A 14,351-nucleotide genomic window follows, 5' to 3' on the forward strand; every position below is an offset into this window, starting at 1 on the left:
CAAAAATTTGTTGGATCTTTTGAGTTTATACTGCGTCAGAGCTTCGCTCATTTACATTTGAGTAAACTTCACTCGGCTCTTCCTTGTCTAAACTTAAAATACTTCGCAAAAATTTGCTTCGTCTTTTGAGTTTGTGCTGCGTTGCACGCCTCCTCACGTGCATTTAGCACGCTTCGTCGGCGTGCGCCTTGCCTAAACTCAAAATACTTCGCAAAAAGTTAACTTAAAGGAAGCTATGCGTAAAAATAAAAAAAGCGTTCTTGTGGATTTTAGTTCTATAGAAAAAAATCTTGAGAAATTAAAAATAAAAAATCGCGGCGTATCGCCTATTGAGACGGATAAAATAGTGGGCAGTTTAAGCCGCTATAACGATTTTTCCGAAAATTTAATACCAAACAGAGACGGCGACGGGTTAAGGTATTCAAATATTAAAAACGGAATGCTTAACGGTATAAATTTTCCGCCGATACAGGTTTATAAAGTTTTAGACAGCTACTTTATTATAGACGGGCATCACAGACTTATGGCTGCAACCGAACTCTTCAACGCAAAATATATAGATGCGGAAGTTTTGGAAGTTCAGTTTGAGTTTGATATATCGGCAAATAAAAAATATTCTTACAATACCGAAAGCGCAAAAAAGTTTTTAATAAAACTTGAAGAGCATTCTTTCGTTGAAAAAACGTATATGTCAAACGATATTTTAATTCATCCTCTTAAAGTTACCGAATTCGGCAGTTACGCCAGACTTTACAGCGAGATAGAAGATTATAAAAAGAACTGTTCCGAATGCGAGCTTCACAGAAAACCTGTTATTTTTGCTTCTTTCGGGTGGTATGAAAAACGTTTTCTTCCGGCTCTTGAGGTTATGAAAAAGGAAAACGTTCTTGCTGGTTTTCCTCACAGAACATATACCGATCTTTACGTTTGGATTTCCAACCATAAATATTTCTTAAGCCAGAAAGCCGGTTATGACGTAGGCTTTGATTTTACCGCTCATGATTTTTTTACAAAATATAAAAAAGCCGGATTTATTTCTATGGCTCCGTCAAAAATAAAAAACTTTTTTAAATTTATAAAAAAACTTGCGGGTAAAAAATAATGAAAATACTTGCGGTTGCCGATGTTGAAGATATTTCTCTTGAAAAGCGTCTTGAATCCGGCGGCAAAAAGTTTGAAGAAACCGATTGCATAATTTCCTGCGGGGACTTGCCGGTAAAGTATCTTGAATTTGTAACCGACTCCTTAAACAAGAGTTTTTTCTTTGTTTCGGGGAATCATTTTGTAAACCAGTTCTACGAAGACGTTTTTAAATCTAAAAAACTTGTTGCAAAACTTTACGGCGGCAAAGGGCAAAAACATAAATTCGGCGGCATAGACATGCACGCAAGAGTTGAGGTTTTCGGAGACTATATCCTTGCCGGCTTTGGCGGAGCCATGAGATATAATCCCGGCGCGTTTCAGTTTACCGAAAGCGAAATGACCCGCCTTGTAAAAAAAGTTATCTTTAAAATAAGAGTCTTGCGTTTTTTTGATTTTCTCTTTTTAAGAAAGCGGAAAGATATAGTAGTTCTTTCGCACGCTCCCGTTGCAGGCATACACGATAAAGAAGATAATTGCCACAAAGGCTTTGCGTGCTTTAGGGACTTTATATTTAAGATAAAGCCCGTTCTTTGGCTTCACGGACACGTTCACCCTGAAGGTCAGCGTAAAAAACCGCAGCAAACTTATCTTATAGATACTCTTGTTCTCAATGTCATACCGTCAAAAATCATTGAAATAGGTAAAAAAGGGAAGATTTTTGTCCGCCAGATTTTTAATAATGGATAACTTTTTATCAATTGCAAATATTTAAGTTGTTATAGCGATTGACTTTTTAGCGGTAGTTTGTTAAAATTCTTTTTCAAAAATATATTCGTTTTGCAGAGCGCCATTAGCTCAATTGGTAGAGCAAACGACTCTTAATCGTTAGGTTATAGGTTCAAGTCCTATATGGCGCATTTTATACTTCGTCTTTTGAGTTTATGCTGCGTTGCGCTCCTGCTCACGTGCGTTTGCACGCTTCACAGTCGTGCGCCTTGTCTAAACTCAAAATACTTCGCATAAAAACGTTTCGTTATTGTGGAGTGTTTAATCTTTTTTATTGTTGAAATGCGGCCGTGGCGGAATTGGCAGACGCGTATGGCTTAGGACCATATACCGCAAGGTGTGGGGGTTCAAGTCCCTCCGGCCGCAAAAATGCTTCGTCTTTTGAATTTTGAGCTGCGTTGCAGCGCTCGTCATTTAGGTTTTGCCTAAATTTCCTCGCGCTGCGCCTTGTCAAAATTCAAAATACTTCGCATTTTTTGTATAGTATAGTTTTTTATATAGCTATTATATATAGGTATCAAAAGAATATCATTAAAAGGGAGCTTTAAATGTCTCAGGAAAGTAAGAAGATTGATTATAAGTCAAGCGTTGTTACCAAAAAATCTTGTTCAATTACAATAGATGTTGAGGTTTCTGCGGATATTGCGGCTAAAGAAATTGAGGCGGCATACGGTTTAATACAGAAGCAGGCTAAAATTGACGGGTTTAGACACGGAAAGGCTCCTATTTCGGTAGTGAAAGAAAAGTTTTCAAAAGAAGCTAAAGACAGAGCTGTTGAAAATGTAGTTAAAGCTACAGTTTTTGACGCGCTTACAAAAGAAAATTTTACGCCTATAGATTTTCCCGTTGTTGACGAATTTGATTACGAGCTTGGGCAGGTTTTCAAATATCGTTTCAGCGCGGAATGCCACCCTGTCGTAGAAATTAAAGATTACAAAGAAATTCCGGTAAAAAAAGAAATATTTAAAGTTACCGATAAAAGTCTTGCGCAAAGCCTTGACGCGTTAAGAGACAGAAACGCGAAACTTGTTCCTTCAAAAACGGGCGTTGTTAAAGAAGACAGTTTTGTGTCCGTAGATTACGATGCTTTTGATAAAGACGGCAACGCGATACCTTCAATAAATGCAAAAAATCATCTTTTGGATTTAGGTTCGCAAGATACCGTTAAAGGTTTTCAGAAAGCTTTAAAAGGCGCGAAAATCGGCGATGAAGAAGACGCAAAAGTAGAGTATCCGGCTGATTACCCTAACAAAACGCTTGCCGGAAAAACCGTAACTTTTAAAACTAAAGTTGTAGAAATAAAAGAAAAAGAGCTTCCGGAGCTTAACGACGATTTTGCAAAAGATTTAGGCGCGGAAAACCTTGAAGATTTAAAGAAAAAAGTTACCGAAGCCGTTGAAGCGGAAGAAAAACGTCGTCAGGATATTGACGTTGAAAAGCAGGTAATGGATTATCTTTTATCAAAAAATAAATTTGACGTTCCTAAAACTCTTGTTGACGGACAGAAACAGACTTTGGTTGAAAGAATGGCGCAATACATGAAAAATCAGGGCGCTCCGCAGGAATATATAAACAAGCAGGCGGAACTCGGCGATAAAAAATTTGAAGAAGAAGCCGAAAGAACCGTCAGGCTTTCTTACATATTAAACGCAATTTACGCAAAAGAAAATCTTACGGTTACCGACGCAGATTTTGAAACCGCAAAGCAAAAAATGAAAGATGAAAATCCTCAAAGAGCGGCCGCGGTGGACAAGTATTTTGCGGAGAAAAAAGAGAACATAGGCATCTCAATAAAAGAAGAGAAGCTTTTTAAATTTCTTTTGGATAACGCTAAAATTAAAGAAGAAGTAAAAGATATGCCGCTTAAAAAAGATTAGCCTGTCTTCGTTAAATACGGGAAAGGAGTTTATGTGAGCGAATTAGACAGAATAAACAGCGATAAAAACGAAATGCCGAAAATTCCGGACACGCTTCCGCTGCTTCCGGTAAGAGAAATAATATTATACCCCGCAATGGTTTTGCCTTTAGCCGTTGGAAGGGATAAGTCTGTTAAAGCTTTGGAAGAAGCCATGGCTTCAAACAGGCTTATATTTGTTGTTACTCAAAAAAATAATCAAATAGAAGATCCGTCGCCGGACGATATTTATTCAATAGGCACGGTCTGCGAAGTGCTTCAGCTTTTAAAAATGCCCGACGGCACTCTTAAAGCGCTTGTAGAAGGAATATCAAGAGCGCAATGGACGGATTTTAAACTCAGCGACAAAGGTTTTATAGAGGTAGGCGTTAACGTTTTTGACGAGAAAATTGAAAAAACGCCCGAAGCCGAAGCTATAATGAGAAGAGCCGTTTCTCTTTTTGAACAGTATGTAAAATTAAACCCCAGAATGCCTATGGACGTTGCCGTGTCCGTGGGAAATATTTCAGACCCCGCAAGACTTGCCGACACAATAGCTTCGCATCTTTCAATAAAAAATAACGATAAACAAATAATTCTTGAACTTGTAAGCCCGGTAGAAAGGCTTGAAAAAATCGTTCAAATTTTAAATGCCGAAATAGAAATATTAAACATTGAAAGAAGAATTCAAAGCAGAGTCCGAAACCAAATAGAAAAAACGCAGAAAGAATATTATCTTACCGAGCAGATGAAGGCTATTCAAAAAGAGCTAAAACAAAAAGACGACGCTCAAAAAGATTTGGAAGAGCTTAAAGAAAAATTAAAAAATACAAAAATGCCAAAACCCGCAAGAGACGCGGCGGAAAAAGAGCTTTCACGTCTTGAAAAGATGATGCCTATGTCTCCGGAAGCTACGGTTATAAGAACGTATCTTGAGTGGATTATAGATTTGCCGTGGGAAAAATCCACGCAGGATAATCTTGATTTAAAAAGAGCCAAAGAAATTTTAGATCAGGATCATTACGGGCTTGAAAAAGTTAAAGACAGAATTTTAGAATATCTTGCCGTTTTGTCCAGAGTAAATAAAATCAAAGGGCCTATACTTTGCTTTATAGGACCTCCCGGCGTGGGAAAAACTTCAATTGCAAAATCCGTTGCAAGAAGTTTGGGCAGAAATTTTGTGAGAATTTCCATGGGCGGCGTGCGCGACGAGGCGGAAATAAGAGGCCACAGACGCACATATATAGGCGCGCTTCCGGGTAAAATTATACAGTCAATGAAAAAAGCCGGGTCAAATAATCCGGTGTTTATTCTTGACGAAATAGATAAAATGGGTTCGGATTGGAGAGGCGACCCGTCGTCGGCTTTGCTTGAAGTTTTAGATCCGGAGCAAAACTACGCGTTTGGCGACCATTATCTTGACGTAGATTTTGATTTGTCAAAAGTTATGTTTATAACTACGGCAAACTCGTTAAGCAATATTCCCACAACGCTGCTTGACCGTCTTGAACTTATAAGATTTTCCGGTTATACCGACGAAGAAAAACGCCGCATTGCCGAGCAGTTTATTCTTCCCAAACAAATAAGCGAACACGGCTTAACGCCGGAAGAAATTATTATTGAAACGGGCGCTCTTGACGCGGTAATTAAAAATTATACGCGCGAAGCGGGCGTTAGAAATTTAACGAGGGAAATTGCAAATCTCTGCAGAAAAATTGCCAAAGATTTGGCTTTTGACAAAAGCGTAAAATCAATAACCGTTACCAAAGAAAACGTAAATAAATATTTAGGCATAGCGTATTTTGAAAGAGAGCGCATTGCGGAAAACGATATAGGCGTGGTTACCGGACTTGCTTGGACGGAAGTAGGCGGGGAAACGCTTACAATAGAAGTAAATAAGATGAAAGGCAAGGGAAGTTTGTCTCTTACCGGAAAGCTCGGCGACGTTATGAAAGAGTCCGCGCAGGCGGCGTTAACGTATGTGCGCTCGTCGGCAAAAAAACTGGGCATTGACGAGAACGTTTTTAAAGAAACGGATTTTCACGTGCACGTTCCGGAAGGTGCGGTTCCTAAAGACGGGCCTAGCGCCGGCATAGCTTTGGCTACCGCTTTGGCGTCGGTGTGCATGAATAAAGCCGTTAAGAAAAAGCTCGCAATGACCGGAGAAGTTACGCTTCGCGGAAGAGTTCTTCCTATCGGGGGGCTAAAAGAAAAAGTTTTAGCGGCATACAGGGAAGGGATTACGACAATTTTATTTCCCGAAGGAAATAAAAAAGATTTAGCTGAAATTCCGGAAGATATAAAAAAGAAAATAGAGATGATACCAGTAGGGCATATGGATGAAGTTATTTCTTTGGCTGTTGAAAATTCATCCGCAAAAAATGCGCCTGTAAAAAAATCTTCATTAAAAAGCAAGTTGTTAAAAATAAAGAAAAATAAAAAAAACGGGGGCAGTAAAAAATGAAAAAACATTATCTTTTAACGCCGGGGCCTACGCCGATTCCGCCTGAAGTTGCTCTTAAAGAAGCTTTGCCGATACTACATCACAGAACAGGCGAGTTTGCCGCGATTTATAAAGACGTGGCGGAAGGTTTGAAATATGTTTTTCAAACCAAAAATGAAGTTTATACCGTTGCAGGTTCGGGAACCGCCACAATGGAAATTGCGGTTGTAAATTTACTTAGCGCAGGCGATGAAATTATAGTTGCAGGCTGCGGAAACTTCGGCGACAGATGGGCAAAAATTGCCCAGAGTTACGGCGTTAAAGTTATTTCCGCTTCCGCGCCGTGGGGAAACGTCGTTAAACCTGCGGAAATTGAAAAAGCGTTGAAAGAAAATCCTAACGTTAAAGCCGTTTACACAACTTTCACCGAAACTTCAACGGGCGTTGTAAACGATATTAAAGCTATCGGCGACATAGTGTCAAAAACTAACGCCGTTTTGGTTGTAGATACAATTTCCGGGCTTGTAGGTCAGGAGTTTAGAACCGACGAATGGAAAGTTGACGTAGCGGTTTCCGGCTCGCAGAAAGGTTTTATGCTTGCTCCGGGGCTTGCGTTTATTACGTTAAGCGAAAAAGCTTGGAAGCTTGCGGAAACTTCAAAACTTCCTAAATTTTATTTTGACATAAAAAAATATAAAAAATCTTACGCAACAAACGAAACGCCTTTTACTCCTCCGGTAACTTTGATAGTTTCTCTTCAGGAATCTATCAGACTTATAAAAGAAAGAGGAATAGAAAATTTGTGGAACGATTATAAACTTCTTGCAAAAGCCGCAAGAGCCGGCATGAAGGCTTTGGGTCTTGAGCTTTACGGCGAAGTGCCTTGCGAAGTTGTTACAAGCGCGCAGGTTCCTGAAGCGATAGGCGGAAAAATAGTTAAAACCCTTCGCGAAAAATACGGCGTTTCAATTGCCGGCGGACAGGGCGACTTGAAAGGAAAAATTATAAGATTTGCGCATATGGGCTATATCGGCAAAGCGGATTTGCTCGTAGGTTTTGCATGTCTTGAAATGGTTTTGACAGAGCTTGGATTGAATGTTGAAAAAGGCAAAGCAGTAGCCGCCGCAGAAACAGAACTTCTGAGAGGATAAGAATGTATAAAATTTTAATGACTTACGACAGCATGGAAGGGTTGGATACTTTAGTTGCTAACAAAGAGTTTAAAATTGAAGTGCACGCAAAACCTTCTGCGGAAGATTTTAAGAAACTTATAAAAGATTACGACGGGCTTTTAATTCGTTCCGAAGTAAAAGTTACCGCGGAAATTATTGAAGCCGCCGAAAAACTTAAATTTATAGGGCGCGCGGGCACCGGCGTTGACAATGTTGACAAAGCCGCGGCTACCCAGAAAGGCATAGTTGTGGCAAACGTTCCCGGCGGAAACACTATTTCCGTGGCCGAACACACAATAGGGCTTATTCTTTCCATGGCAAGAAGTTTGCCAGACGCCGTCGCTTCCATGAAAAATAAAAAATGGGAAAAGAAAAAGTTTATGGGCAATGAACTTTTCGGCAAAACTTTAGGGCTTATCGGTCTTGGAAGAATAGGCACCGAAGTTGCCAAAAGGCTTATATCTTTCGGAATGAAAGTTGTAGCTTACGATCCGTTTGCAAACGCAGATCTTGCAAAAAGCAACGGCATAGAATTAACTTCTCTTGACGACGTTTTCGCAAAAGCGGACTATCTTTCAATTCATTCTCCTCTTACCGACGACACGCGCGGCATGATAAATAACGCCAATATCGCAAAAATGAAAGACGGCGTTAGAATTGTAAACTGCGCGCGCGGAGCAATTATTAACGATAAAGATTTGTCGGAAGCATTAAAGAGCGGCAAAGTTGCAAACGCAGCTCTTGACGTTTTTGTAAAAGAGCCGCCGGAAGACTGGTCTTTAATAGAAACTCAAAACCTTTTGGCTACGCCGCATCTTGCAGCTTCAACCGAAGAAGCGCAGGTAAAAATTGCGCAGGAAATGAGCGAAGTTATTGTAGATTTCTTTACCAAAGGTTTAATAAGAAACGCGGTAAACGTGCCTACGGTAGATTGGGAAACTTACAAGAAAATGAAACCTTATATAGAGCTTGCTTCAAAAACAGGTTCTTTCCAGGGACAAATTATTGAAGGCGCAATTACGGAAATTCAGCTTGGATTTTACGGAAGTTTTTCAAACTATAACACAAACTCTCTTACAGTGGCGTATTTGGAAGGGCTTCTTACTCCTATATTAGATATAAAAGTAAATTCCGTAAACGCTCCGTCTTTGGCTAAAGAAAGAGGAATAAAAATAAAAGAAGTTATAGACCACAATATTGAAGATTATGCTGGCATTTTGGTTGCAAAAATAAAAACGGAAAAAGGCGAAAATTCTTTTGCCGCGACGCTTTTTGAAGACAACAACCCGAGAATTGTAAAAATAAACGGACTTAACGTTGACGTAATTCCCGCGGGCGGCAAACTTCTTATAACTAACGACGACAAGCCCGGCGTTATAGGAAAAGTCGCTTCATTGCTTGGAGAAGAAGGCGTAAACATTGCCGGCATGAACGTAGGAAGAAAAGAAGTTGGCGGCGAAGCGTTAACTATTATTGCCGTTGACAGCAAAGTTTCCGCGCAAACTCTTGAGAAGTTTGCAAAAATTGCAGGAGTTAAGAAAGCAAAATTTGTATCATTGTAAAAGGCTTGTTTTTTTGCGATTATGCTTCGTTGCGCGCCGGCTCATTTACCGAAAAAGTGAACTTCACCGCCACGCGGCTTGCCTATACTTGCTGCGTAGTAGAAGTGAAGCGCCGAAGACGGATGCAAAATACTGCGCCTTGTTTAATTTATTTAATAGATTTTTAATTGGAGAAGCAGATGGCTCATAAAATTACGTTAATTCCGGGAGACGGAACCGGTCCTGAAATATCGGAAGTTACGGCGAAAGTTGTGGAAGCTACCGGAGTAAAAATAGATTGGGAAATAGCTCACGCCGGCGTTGATATAATGGCAAAAGAGGGAACGCCTCTTCCTCAAAGCACTTTGGATTCCGTCAGGAAAAATAAAGTCGCTTTAAAGGGACCCGTTACAACTCCTATAGGAACAGGTTTTCGTTCGGTTAACGTTGCCATAAGAAAAGAGCTTGACTTATATTCCTGCTTAAGACCGTGCAAAACATACAAAGGCGTTAAATCAAAATACGACAATATAGATTTAGTTGTCGTTAGAGAAAACACCGAAGATTTATACGCAGGCGTTGAATTTGCCGAAGATACCGACGAATCAAAAAAAATAATTGAGCTTTCTAAAAATAAAATAAGAGAGCATTCCGCAATTTCCATAAAACCTATTTCGGCTTTCGGAAGCGAAAGAATTGTCCGATATGCGTTTGAATACGCAGTAAAAAATAACAGAAGAAAAGTTACCGCCGTTTCAAAAGCAAATATTATGAAAGCTACCGACGGACTTTTCTATAAAATTGCAAGAGAAGTTGCAAAAGATTACGAAGGCAAAATTGAATACGAAGAAAGACTTATAGATAATATGTGCATGCAGCTTGTGCAAAAGCCGGAACTTTACGACGTTATAGCGCTGCCGAATTTATACGGCGATATTTTGTCGGACTTGTGCGCAGGGCTTGTAGGCGGGCTTGGCGTTGCTCCGGGAGCAAATCTCGGAAAAGATATCGCGGTTTTTGAAGCCGTTCACGGTTCCGCGCCAAAATATAAAGGGTTAAACAAAGTTAACCCAACGGCGTTAATATTATCTGCAAAACTTATGCTTGAATATATCGGTGAAACAAGCGCCGCATACAGACTTGAAAAAGCCGTTTCCGAAGTTATCGCCGAGAAAAAACAGGTTACTTACGATTTAGGCGGATATGCAGGAACTAAAGAAATGGGCGAAGCTATTATAGCAAAGCTAAAATAGAGGGTAGGATGGCAGGAGTACAAGAAGATAGGCAAAGGCGCAAGATTTTTGGTCGTTGCATATCATCTTATCCTCATATCTTCTTACCATCTAAAATAAAGGAAATACAATGAAAGTTTTAGTTGTCAACTGCGGGTCTTCGTCTGTTAAATATACGCTTTTTGATATGGACGGAGAGAAGAAAATAGCTTGGGGAATAATAGAGTGCATAGGGCTTCCCGAAGCTTATTATAAAAGACAAACTTCAGGGACCGAAGAAAAAAAAGATTCCGTTAAGGTTACAAACCATACGGAAGCGGTAGAACTTATAATAAAAAATCTTTTAGATAAAAAAACAGGCAGCATTAACAACATAGACGAAATTTCCGTTGTCGGTCACAGAATAGTTCACGGCGGAGAAAAGTTTTCAAAACCGGTTCTTGTTACGCCGGAGGTTAAAGAAGGGCTGAAGTCGTGTTTTGCAATAGCGCCCCTTCACAACCCTGCGCATTACGCGGGAATTGTCGCCGTTGAAAAAATGCTTCCCGGAATTCCTTCCGTTTTGGTTTTTGACACGGCTTTCCATCAGACAATGCCGGACTACGCGTATATGTATGCGCTTCCTTACGAACTCTACGAAAAAGACCACATAAGAAAATACGGTTTCCACGGAACGTCTCACAATTACGTTTCACAGCGTGCGGCGGCAATGCTTGGCAAGCCTATCGGTGAACTTAATTTAATTACCGCGCATCTTGGAAACGGTTCAAGCATAACCGCAATACAAAAAGGTAAAGTTATAGACACGTCCATGGGCTTTACTCCTTTGCCCGGCGTAGTTATGGGCACCCGCTGCGGAGATATAGACCCGGCGATAATTGCATATCTTATGGACGAATATCCTCAATACAGAGACGGCGCAACTATTAATAATTTAATGAATAAAAAAAGCGGACTCTACGGAATTTCAGGGCTTTCCGGAGATATGAGAACTATCGTTAAAGCCGTAGCCGCCGGAAATAAAAAAGCCAAACTTGCTTTTGATATGCTTACATACAGCGTAAAAAAATATATAAGTTCGTATTTTGGGCTTTTAAACGGAATAGACGCGTTGGTGTTTACTGCAGGCATAGGGGAAAATTCTCCGTCAGTGCGCGAAAAAATTTGTGAAAATCTTTCCGCCTTGGGAATAGAAATGGACGTTGCCGAAAATAACGAGCCGTCAGGGGAAGAAAGAGTAGTTTCCACCGCTAAATCTAAAGTTAAAATATTGATAATTCCTACAAATGAAGAACTTATGATTGCGCGCGAGTCAAAGAAGGTTTTGTCAAACGGTTAAAATGCAATTTTTGTGCGCTTTTGTCTTTTGACAAAAGGTTCATAAACAGATACAATTTACCGTCTTTATTTAAGGTTGATTTATGAAGCAGTTTCAAATTAATATTTCGGAGTTTTCATCGCCGGATGATATCGTTGAAAAGAAAGTTGATAATTTCAGCATAGAAGGTCTGCCGAATAAACTTTCCGCCGATATTAAAGCCGTTAAAATAATAGGCGACAACAGGGCGTATGTAAGCGGAACCGTTAAAGGTTACGGCGAACTTGAATGTTCCCGCTGTTTGGAAATATATAAACATCCGATAGATTTGAAAATAGCTTCGGATATAGTTTTTGACGAGGGTGTTGCGGATGTCGGCGAAGAAATTCGCCAGCTTGTAATTCTTGAAATGCCTTCAAGACCTTTGTGTTCGGATAAATGTCTTGGAATATGCAAAGTTTGCGGAAGAATAAATAAAGAAAACGATTCCTGCTCTTGCGATAAAGAAGATAAGTCTATAAAAGAAACATGGGCAGGTTTGCTTGAAAATGCCCGCAATAAAAATAAAAAAAGTTAATAATACCGGAGGATGTAAACAATGCCAAATCCAAAAAGAAAACACACGCCCCATCGCAGAGATTCCAGAAGATCTGCAAACTCTAAACTTGATAATCCGAATTCAAGCAAGTGCTCAAATTGCGGTTCTCCTAAACTTCCGCACAGAATATGTCCGGAATGCGGGTTTTATAACGGCAAACTTATAGTTGCTAAAAAAGTAAAAAAATCTGCGGCTCAAAATCAGGAAAAAGAGGCTTCTAAATAATGATAATCGCGCTTGATGCGATGGGCGGAGACAACGCCCCGGTATCAACGGTTCACGGCGCTGTATTGGCGGCAAGAGAATCTAAACATAAAATTCTTCTTGTCGGTCAGGAAAAAGTTTTATCCGAAGAACTTTTGAAATATCATAAAAGATACGACCTTACTTCTCTCAACATTGAGATAGTAAACGCCACTGAAGTTATCGGTATGGGCGAACATCCGGCTAAAGCCGTGCGCCAAAAGAAAGATTCGTCTCTTTCTGTTTGCGCAAAACTTGTTGCGGACGGCAAAGCCGACGCTTTCGTTTCCATGGGCAACTCCGGAGCGGCAATGGCGGCGGCTCTTTTTTATTTAAAAAGAATAGAAGGCGTTTTAAGACCGGCGATATCTACAACTTTCCCGACAATAGACGGAAGCTGTCTTATTGCCGACATGGGCGCCAATGTAGATTGCGAGCCTGCGCATCTTTTGCAATTTGCGCTTATGGCTTCAATATACAGCGAAAAAGTTTTAGGCATTACAAACCCAAGAGTAGGTCTTGTTTCCATAGGCGAAGAGCCTTCCAAAGGAAACAAACTTACGCTTGCGGCGTATGAACTTATAAAAAATACAAATTTAAATTTTGTAGGAAATCTTGAAGGCAGAGATATTCCCGCATCAAAAGCAGACGTAGTTATAGCCGACGGTTTTGTAGGAAATGTAATACTTAAATTCGGCGAAGGGCTTGCCGAGATGATTTTAAAGCTTGTAAAAAAAGGATTAAAGAAGCACCCCGTAGCATGGGCGTCGCTTCCTTTTTTATGGCTTGCAATTAAAGATTTAAGAACAAAAGTAGATTATAATTCCACCGGCGGAGCTCCTCTTTTGGGAGTTAACGGCGTGTGCGTAATAGGGCACGGCAGATCCGAAAGCAAAGCGGTAAAAAATGCTATTTTTGCGGCAGCTAACGCCGCAGAGCACGACCTTACCCACGAAATTAAAGCGGCGGTTGAAAAATACAGCGTAAATGCTCAAAGTGAAAAAACAAATGAATAAAAAAATCGGCGTAAAAATATTGGCGACGGGTTCCTATTTTCCTAAAAAAGTTCTTACAAATGCGGACTTAGAAAAAATTGTTGACACTTCCGACGAATGGATAAGCACCAGAACCGGAATAAAAGAAAGACACATTTCCGAAAATAACGAGCCTACTTCCGAACTTGCTTACAAGGCTTCTTTGGAAGCTATCAAAACGGCGCAAATAAAAAATGAAGATATAGATTTAATAATTGTCGCAACCGTAACGCCGGATATGCTTTTTCCTTCAACGGCGTGTTTCTTGCAGACAAAACTCGGGCTTAATTCAGCGCCGGCGTTTGATTTATCCGCCGCTTGTTCCGGTTTTATTTACGCGCTTGCCACGGCAAAAGCTTATATAGAATCAGGGCTTTACAAAACTGTTCTTATAGCGGGCTCCGAAGAACTTTCTAAATTTACGGATTGGACGGACAGAAACACATGCGTGCTTTTCGGCGACGCTGCCGGCGCCATGATTCTTACGGCGTCGGAAGAAAATGACGACGTATTATCCGTTTGCCTCGGCGCTGACGGTTCTTATTCGGAATTGCTGAATATGCCCGCAGGCGGAACGGTTAACCCCGCGACGGTTGAAACCGTTAAAGGCAAACTTCACACAATAAAAATGGCAGGCAAAGAAGTTTTTAAAGTTGCGGTTACAAAAATGGGTATTGCCGCAGAAAAAGCGCTTGTGCTTGCAGGTAAAAAACCTGAAGAAATAACTCTTTACATTCCGCATCAGGCAAATATGAGAATTATTGAAGCCGTAGCAAAAAAAGTCGGCGTTACAATGGACAAAGTTTTTGTTAACATTCATAAAACCGGAAATACGTCTTCCGCAACAACAATTACGGCGTTAGATGAAGCCATAAAAACCGGAAAATTAAAAAAAGGCGATCTTGTAGAGCTTGTAGCTTTTGGCGGCGGCTTTACCTGGGGCGCGGCAGTAATAAGAATTTAGACTACAGGTAAAAAGTAATAGGTAATATAAATTCAGTATTCTG

General features: G+C 40.3%; 12 protein-coding genes and 2 tRNA genes. All 14 read left to right on the plus strand.

The annotated features are described in order from the left end of the window. Positions 1-235 precede the first annotated feature (235 nt). The 14 genes from Epro_RS01760 (at position 236) to Epro_RS01825 (ending at position 14,308) form a co-directional block, all read left to right on the plus strand. Positions 236-1,102 carry a DUF4032 domain-containing protein gene (locus Epro_RS01760; RefSeq protein WP_052570014.1) on the plus strand — a complete coding sequence of 289 codons (867 nt, stop codon included), beginning with the start codon at positions 236-238 and terminating at the stop codon, positions 1,100-1,102. Next, positions 1,102-1,830: a metallophosphoesterase family protein gene (locus Epro_RS01765; RefSeq protein ID WP_052570016.1), complete on the plus strand. Its 729-nt coding sequence runs from the start codon at positions 1,102-1,104 to the stop codon at positions 1,828-1,830. The genes Epro_RS01760 and Epro_RS01765 overlap by 1 nt, the downstream gene beginning before the upstream one ends. A gap of 97 nt (positions 1,831-1,927) precedes the next feature. Beyond that, positions 1,928-2,000: transfer RNA gene (locus Epro_RS01770), tRNA-Lys, on the plus strand. A gap of 153 nt (positions 2,001-2,153) precedes the next feature. After that, positions 2,154-2,235: transfer RNA gene (locus Epro_RS01775), tRNA-Leu, on the plus strand. Between the two features lie 182 nt (positions 2,236-2,417). Beyond that, entirely contained in the window at positions 2,418-3,746 is a 1,329-nt protein-coding gene (gene tig, locus Epro_RS01780; protein WP_052570018.1) for a trigger factor, read from the plus strand. A gap of 33 nt (positions 3,747-3,779) precedes the next feature. Beyond that, the gene (gene lon / locus Epro_RS01785; protein WP_202812881.1) at positions 3,780-6,227 is read left to right on the plus strand and encodes an endopeptidase La; all 2,448 of its coding nucleotides are present in this window, start codon (positions 3,780-3,782) and stop codon (positions 6,225-6,227) included. Further along, positions 6,224-7,357 carry a pyridoxal-phosphate-dependent aminotransferase family protein gene (locus Epro_RS01790; RefSeq protein WP_052570020.1) on the plus strand — a complete coding sequence of 378 codons (1,134 nt, stop codon included), beginning with the start codon at positions 6,224-6,226 and terminating at the stop codon, positions 7,355-7,357. The genes lon and Epro_RS01790 overlap by 4 nt, the downstream gene beginning before the upstream one ends. Positions 7,358-7,359: 2 nt before the next feature. Then, a complete protein-coding gene (serA, locus tag Epro_RS01795) occupies positions 7,360-8,940 on the plus strand; it encodes a phosphoglycerate dehydrogenase (protein WP_052570021.1) in 1,581 nt (526 codons plus the stop codon). Positions 8,941-9,119: 179 nt separating this feature from the next. After that, positions 9,120-10,172, plus strand: coding sequence for an isocitrate/isopropylmalate dehydrogenase family protein (locus Epro_RS01800; RefSeq protein ID WP_052570024.1), 1,053 nt, complete (start codon positions 9,120-9,122; stop codon positions 10,170-10,172). A 109-nt stretch (positions 10,173-10,281) separates the two neighbouring features. Next, on the plus strand, positions 10,282-11,490 hold the full coding sequence (locus Epro_RS01805) for an acetate/propionate family kinase (protein ID WP_052570026.1): 1,209 nt from the start codon (positions 10,282-10,284) through the stop codon (positions 11,488-11,490). An 82-nt stretch (positions 11,491-11,572) separates the two neighbouring features. Further along, complete coding sequence (locus tag Epro_RS01810; protein WP_052570028.1) at positions 11,573-12,046, plus strand: YceD family protein; 474 nt, start codon at positions 11,573-11,575, stop codon at positions 12,044-12,046. A gap of 21 nt (positions 12,047-12,067) precedes the next feature. Then, entirely contained in the window at positions 12,068-12,292 is a 225-nt protein-coding gene (rpmF, locus tag Epro_RS01815; protein ID WP_052570030.1) for a 50S ribosomal protein L32, read from the plus strand. Beyond that, positions 12,292-13,326 carry a phosphate acyltransferase PlsX gene (gene plsX, locus Epro_RS01820; protein ID WP_052570032.1) on the plus strand — a complete coding sequence of 345 codons (1,035 nt, stop codon included), beginning with the start codon at positions 12,292-12,294 and terminating at the stop codon, positions 13,324-13,326. The genes rpmF and plsX overlap by 1 nt, the downstream gene beginning before the upstream one ends. Further along, positions 13,319-14,308, plus strand: a complete 990-nt coding sequence (locus tag Epro_RS01825) for a beta-ketoacyl-ACP synthase III (protein WP_052571556.1) — start codon at positions 13,319-13,321, stop codon at positions 14,306-14,308. The genes plsX and Epro_RS01825 overlap by 8 nt, the downstream gene beginning before the upstream one ends. Positions 14,309-14,351: the final 43 nt, after the last annotated feature.

This window comes from Endomicrobium proavitum (assembly GCF_001027545.1).
Lineage (GTDB): Bacteria > Elusimicrobiota > Endomicrobiia > Endomicrobiales > Endomicrobiaceae > Endomicrobium > Endomicrobium proavitum.

What these genes read in the sequence shown, in the direction of transcription:
- Epro_RS01760 (WP_052570014.1), top strand. Translation starts at nt 236, where the DNA reads ATGCGTAAAAATAAAAAAAGCGTTCTTGTGGATTTTAGTTCTATAGAA.
- Epro_RS01765 (WP_052570016.1), top strand. Translation starts at nt 1,102, where the DNA reads ATGAAAATACTTGCGGTTGCCGATGTTGAAGATATTTCTCTTGAAAAG.
- tig (WP_052570018.1), top strand. Translation starts at nt 2,418, where the DNA reads ATGTCTCAGGAAAGTAAGAAGATTGATTATAAGTCAAGCGTTGTTACC.
- Epro_RS01790 (WP_052570020.1), top strand. Translation starts at nt 6,224, where the DNA reads ATGAAAAAACATTATCTTTTAACGCCGGGGCCTACGCCGATTCCGCCT.
- serA (WP_052570021.1), top strand. Translation starts at nt 7,360, where the DNA reads ATGTATAAAATTTTAATGACTTACGACAGCATGGAAGGGTTGGATACT.
- Epro_RS01800 (WP_052570024.1), top strand. Translation starts at nt 9,120, where the DNA reads ATGGCTCATAAAATTACGTTAATTCCGGGAGACGGAACCGGTCCTGAA.
- Epro_RS01805 (WP_052570026.1), top strand. Translation starts at nt 10,282, where the DNA reads ATGAAAGTTTTAGTTGTCAACTGCGGGTCTTCGTCTGTTAAATATACG.
- Epro_RS01810 (WP_052570028.1), top strand. Translation starts at nt 11,573, where the DNA reads ATGAAGCAGTTTCAAATTAATATTTCGGAGTTTTCATCGCCGGATGAT.
- rpmF (WP_052570030.1), top strand. Translation starts at nt 12,068, where the DNA reads ATGCCAAATCCAAAAAGAAAACACACGCCCCATCGCAGAGATTCCAGA.
- plsX (WP_052570032.1), top strand. Translation starts at nt 12,292, where the DNA reads ATGATAATCGCGCTTGATGCGATGGGCGGAGACAACGCCCCGGTATCA.
- Epro_RS01825 (WP_052571556.1), top strand. Translation starts at nt 13,319, where the DNA reads ATGAATAAAAAAATCGGCGTAAAAATATTGGCGACGGGTTCCTATTTT.